Source organism: Deferribacterota bacterium, from assembly GCA_034189185.1.
Classification (GTDB): Bacteria; Chrysiogenota; Deferribacteres; order Deferribacterales; family UBA228; genus UBA228.
In genome coordinates, this window is record JAXHVM010000114.1 from 1 (window position 1) to 5,911 (window position 5,911).

The following is a 5,911-nucleotide window of genomic DNA, read 5'->3' on the forward strand; positions in this document are numbered from 1 at the left end:
TTTCCGAATCTAGAGCAGGTCTTGCAAGCCCAGTATCATCTTTCATCATTGCAATAGTACCGCCTAATCCTATGATAGCTATGTTTTTCATTATTTTTAAAGCTCTATGTTGTTTTTGTTTTGCTTAAAAAATCATTAGCTACTTCACAATATGTATGGAAACTGACTCCAGGAAAACCTTTTAAATAAGAGATAAATTTATCATGCATAGGCATATAATTATTCACTAGATATTAATATACTATATATGTTATATACAATTTTAATAATTTTACAAACCAACTACATAAATTATAAATTTCATTATGCTAACATAACAAATTGTAGGCTGTATTTAAACATAGAGATTTTTTATATTCTGCCTCCCTATTCTTCTGTCCTTGGATTTAATAAAACTACTAAAGACCTGCTTTCTAAAGGATATTCTTTGTCGGGGTCATATCTGCATCCTTTTCGTTTGTCATCGAAGGTATCAAAAACTACTTCCCAGCTACCATTATTCAAAAGTGATGGTATTTTAAATGGAATTAGTTCATAATGAGCATTTAAAAGAATTAAAAGATGATCATCTGAAAGGGGTCTCCCCTTCTCGTCAGTTTCCGTTAGATCTGACCCTGCTAAGAAGATACCAAGACAACGTGCGAATGCTTGTTGCCATTCTTCTGTGCTCATTTCTTCTCCCGAAGGGTTAAGCCAAAGAATGTCTTTAATATCTGTTCCCTGGATTTTGCGTCCTTGAAAAAAGTGTATTCGGTGGAGGATAGGATGAGCCTTGCGAAAGGATATTATATCTCTTACAAACTTTAGTAGTTTTTTATCTTCTAGTTTAAAATCCCAGTGCATCCAAGTAAGTTCATTATCCTGACAGTAAGCATTATTGTTTCCTTCCTGTGTGCGATTAACCTCATCTCCCATGAGTAACATAGGCACTCCCTGAGAGAGAAAAAGTGTAGCAAGAAAATTCTTTTTCTGGCGAGCCCTGAGCTTTAATATTTCAGGGTCGTCTGTTTTTCCTTCAGCACCGCAGTTCCAGCTCAAATTATTATCTGTACCATCTTTGTTATCCTCTTGATTGGCCTCATTATGTTTTTCATTGTAGCTAACAAGATCATTTAAGGTAAAACCGTCGTGCGCTGTTATAAAGTTAATTGAGGCAACGGGATGCCTTCCTGAAAGGGCGTATAAATCAGATGAACCTGTTATCCTATAGGCAAGCTCGCCAATAAGGTCACCATCACCTTTCCAATATTTACGTATACAATCTCTATATTTATCATTCCATTCTGCCCACCCTGGTGGAAAGTTTCCTACCTGATAGCCACCCTCACCTAAATCCCAAGGCTCAGCGATTAGTTTAACCTGAGAAATAATAGGATCTTGGCAGATAATATCAAAAAAACTTCCCAATCTATTTACTTCGTGCAGCTCCCTAGCCAAGGTTGCGGCTAAATCGAATCTAAAGCCATCTACATGCATATCTAGAATCCAATAACGAAGGCTGTCCATAATAAGCTGTAAAACCCTCGGATTGTCCATGTTTAGGGAATTACCACAACCCGTATAATCCATATAGTATCTGGGATTATCGTCAATGAGTTTATAGTAGGATGTGTTATCTATTCCTTTAAAACAAAACGTTGGTCCAAGGTGGTTTCCCTCAGCTGTGTGATTATAGACTACGTCAAGTATGATCTCAATACCTGCAGCATGAAGAGCCTTAACCATTGTCTTAAACTCAGAGATCTCCCCTGTTGCACTATAGCGCATATCTGGTGCAAAAAAGCCAATAGAGTTGTAACCCCAGTAATTTCTAAGCCCTTTTTCAACAAGATAATAATCATCTACAAAACTGTGAATTGGCATAAGCTCAATTGCTGTTATACCCAGCTTCTTTAAGTAAGTAATGGAAGGCTCACTACCAAGGCCAGCATAGGTTCCGCGAAGGCTTTCTGGAAGCTCTGCATTAAGCTTAGAAAAGCCCTTTACATGCATCTCATAAATAACTGTTTCATGCCAGGGAATATTAAGTTTTTGATCTAGCTCCCATGTAAAAGCCTGTTCAATAACGCAGCTTTTTGGCATGAAGAGAGCGTTATCTTTCTCATCAAAGGAGATGTCTTCATCTGGGTCATCCATATTATAACCGAAGTGAGAATTGTCCCATTTTAGCTCACCAACAATTGATTTAGCATAAGGATCTAAAAGAAGTTTGTTTGGATTGAATCTAAAACCTTCATTAGGTTTGTATGGGCCATATACCCTATAGCCATAGATTTGACCAGGTCGTATCTCTGGAAGGTAAGCATGCCATATTTGATCTGTTTGTTCTGGCATTTGTATGCGCTCAATTTCTTTCTGCCCATAGTTATCAAATAAACACAGCTCAACCTTTTCAGCATGTTCGCTAAAAAGAGCAAAGTTTACACCCATTCCATTCCATGTTGCACCTAATGGATAAGGTTTTCCTCGCCAAACATCACATTTTTTTGTTGTCCTTTTATTCTTCATTTTTTTATCCTATATATTAATTAATTTTAAATTATATTTTAAATAAATTTATTTTACAATTAAAATTGTTTAATTGTTTAAAAGATAGATGTATAAAAAACTAATTTATGAAAATTGTTGCCATTAATAGTTTTGTAACAAATTAAAGTTCATCTAATTCTTCCAGGATCATGGAATATTGTAAAACTATTTCTATTAGTTAATCCGACTAGTGTCATGTTTGATTTTTTAGCTAAATCTATTCCAAACTTGGATGGTGCTGTGCGTGAAACAACGATTGGAATCTTTGCACGAATACATTTCAGTATCATTTCTGAGGTTAATCTCCCAGTTGAAATCAAAACACCATCACTTGATAAGATGTTTAAAAGAATATAACCTATAATTTTATCTATTGTATTATGCCTTCCTATATCATCTGATGTAATAACCTCCCCTTCAGTATTTACGAAATAAGCCTTATGGGCACATCTAGTTGCACTATATAAATCAGATTCTTTTTCCATAACCTTAAAATGATATAAAATATCGGCTGCACTAATTTTAAATACTGAATCAATTGTTTTGATATCATCATATGTTTTATCCAAAATTTTACCGTTGCCACAGCCTGATGTAATGGTCCAAGTGTATTTGGTAGCAAGGGGTCTTGGATCTTTTAGGTAAACATATATATTGTAATTTTCGCATATTCTATAATTAACAACATCGTCTACACCATTTATTATCCCAGAAGTAAATAAGAAGCCATAGGTAAATTCCTTTTGCTGATCAGGAATAAGCATAGCAGATGCAAAAAGCTCTCCATTTATATGAATTTTATGTCTTATCTCTTTGACAACAAAGGATTCATCTTCAGAAAATGCGCCGTCATATCTAATTGTTTTACAGTGAGTAACTAATTTTTTTGATAATTTCAATTGCGCTTTTGTAATTCCTGTATTCATATATAATTTATTAAACCTATTAGATTTATATCATTAATTTCATACATTACATGAATAATGTAAATTTGATATAAAATACTTGTTAAACAAGACATTGGTTAGTTATATATATTTTTCATTTCTAAGCTTTTTATAATGCGCACTATGAAGAACTTTTACCTCTTCAGCATCTTTATACCCGTAAAGCATGCTTTTGAGAGAGCCCTTAATTGCAAATACACTCATGTATATATGCACGATAAACATGGCAAGTAGTGCCACACCAAGAAAAATATGTATTATTGCAGAAATTCGCAGCATATCTGTTGTTCCCGCAAAAAAATACATAGTATAACCAGTAACAGCCATAACAATTCCACCGATTGTTGCAAGCCAAAACCATACCTTTTGGCCAGCATTAAACTTATCTGCCTTTATAATTTTTTGGGATTTACTCAGATATCCACCCATGACAAGAAACCATTTTATATCGTAAATTTTAGGTATAGCATTTTTAACCCATAAGATAAAAAGAATTAAAGCATCAATAGTGAAAACTACGGCAATAATACCATGAGTATATCGTAAAAATCTAACGAAAGTTCCACCGCCAAAAAGGCTTCCGTAGATAATACTAAGCCCCGATAAAAGCATAACCACAAAAGTTACTGCAGCTATCCAGTGGATTACCCTTTCTAAAAGACTATACCATGGTATTTTTTCATCACTATGTGCAAATTTGAACGCACCGAATACTAAAAAATGAAGCAGAAAAGCCAGAGGTGTGGCTATAATTATTAAAGAATAAATGTTTTTAAAATATTTCTCTTGTAAAATTGTAAAAGTTTGTCCATATTTTTGCCAGTCACCGGTATAAACTTTATTAATATCTTTATAGTATTCAGAGGATGAAATTGCTCCATAAGAACGGATAATCTGAGGTTTCTTACTTTCTGTAGCTATCCCGGTGGTAGTAATTATGAAAAAAAACAAAATAAAACCAATAATTAACTTTTTCATACCCTTACGCTCCTTTTTAAATGTTTCAGAGCACAAAATTTCAAAATGAAAAAATCATTGTAATGTTATTTTCACACTGCTTTTTCATTCTTTAGAATAAGCCCTTGACCAACCCCATGCATTTACTTCTGAGCCACGTTTAAATACCCTTTCCCTGTAAATATCAGCTACTTTATCCCCGTCGCCAGCCAAAAGAGCTTTTGTTGAACACATCCCTGCACATAAAGGAACTTTACCTTCGGCTATTCTATTTTGACCGTATAGTTTCATTTCTCTATCGCTAAAATTTTCATCTGGACCTCCAGCGCAGAACGTGCATTTATCCATAACACCCCTTGCTCCAAAACTGTTTCCTTCAGGAAATTGAGGTGCACCAAAGGGGCAAGCAAAAAAACAATAACCACAGCCAATACATATATCTTTGTTTACAAGAACTATCCCATCATCTCTCTGATAGAGGGCATCAACTGGGCAAACTGCTATGCACGGAGCATCTGAGCAATGCATGCATGCAACAGAAATACTTTTTTCTCCCGGTTTACCTTCATTTATAGTAATAACTCTGCGCCTACTAATACCAACAGGAACGTTATGTCCTTCTTTACATGCTATCGAGCAGCCACCACAATCTATACACCTTTCTACGTCACATAAAAATCTCATACGTGCCATAATTTCCTCCTAAAGCTACGCTTTAATGATTTTACAGAGACCTGTTTTAGTCTCTTGCATCTGGGTTATAATATCATAACCGTAATTAGTTGCCACATTAGCAGCTTCGCCAAGAGCATATGGTTTAGTTCCTTCGGGATATTTATTAGCCCAGGAATCCCCCATAAAAAAGCCACCGAAGTGAAAGGGCAGAAAAATTGTGGCAGGATTAACCCTGTCAGAAATTTTTGCTTTAACTTTAATTTTGCCGCCATTAGGAGACTCTATCCATATCATATCACCATCTCTCAACCCATAATCATTTGCTGTTCTGATGTTAACCTCAGCATACATCTCAGGTTGAAGTTCGGCCAGATATTTATTACTCCGTGTTTCAGCACCTCCACCCATATATTCAACTATGCGTCCTGTGGTAAGAATAAAAGGAAATTCTTTATACCAGTCGAGTTTTTGCTCGCTTTTAAACTTTGTAAATACCCGGTAATGATCTGGTTTATCATCGTATGTTGGATATTTTTTAATCAGCTCAGGTTTTGGTGAGTGCAGTGGCTCTCTATGAATCGGCACAGGATCTGGGAAATTCCAAGCATAGCACCTAGCCCTTGCATTGCCGAAAGGTGCCATACCCTTATCAAGGGCATATTTAATTGTTTTCTGACTTAAATCGGTTTTCCAGTCAGTGCCTTTTATTACATCTGAAAATTCAGGATATCCGCCATCAGCTTCACTTTCTGGCATCGTAACGCCTTTAGCGGCAAGCAGATTCTCTTTTTTACCATCAGGAT

At 35.5% G+C, this 5,911-nt stretch carries 5 protein-coding genes; all 5 read right to left on the minus strand.

Features of this window, described 5'->3' with window-relative positions:
- Positions 1 to 366: 366 nt before the first annotated feature.
- Positions 367 to 2,508: a glycogen debranching protein GlgX gene (gene glgX / locus SVN78_07800; protein ID MDY6821507.1), complete on the minus strand. Its 2,142-nt coding sequence runs from the start codon at positions 2,506 to 2,508 to the stop codon at positions 367 to 369.
- 149 nt (positions 2,509 to 2,657) lie between these two features.
- Positions 2,658 to 3,455: a formate dehydrogenase accessory sulfurtransferase FdhD gene (gene fdhD / locus SVN78_07805; protein MDY6821508.1), complete on the minus strand. Its 798-nt coding sequence runs from the start codon at positions 3,453 to 3,455 to the stop codon at positions 2,658 to 2,660.
- A gap of 102 nt (positions 3,456 to 3,557) precedes the next feature.
- A complete protein-coding gene (locus tag SVN78_07810; GenBank protein MDY6821509.1) occupies positions 3,558 to 4,454 on the minus strand; it encodes a formate dehydrogenase subunit gamma in 897 nt (298 codons plus the stop codon).
- An 84-nt stretch (positions 4,455 to 4,538) separates the two neighbouring features.
- The gene (gene fdh3B, locus SVN78_07815) at positions 4,539 to 5,126 is read right to left on the minus strand and encodes a formate dehydrogenase FDH3 subunit beta (GenBank protein ID MDY6821510.1); all 588 of its coding nucleotides are present in this window, start codon (positions 5,124 to 5,126) and stop codon (positions 4,539 to 4,541) included.
- Between the two features lie 15 nt (positions 5,127 to 5,141).
- Positions 5,142 to 5,911, minus strand: a 770-nt coding sequence (locus tag SVN78_07820; protein MDY6821511.1) for a formate dehydrogenase subunit alpha, incomplete at its 5' end; no start/stop codon positions are given.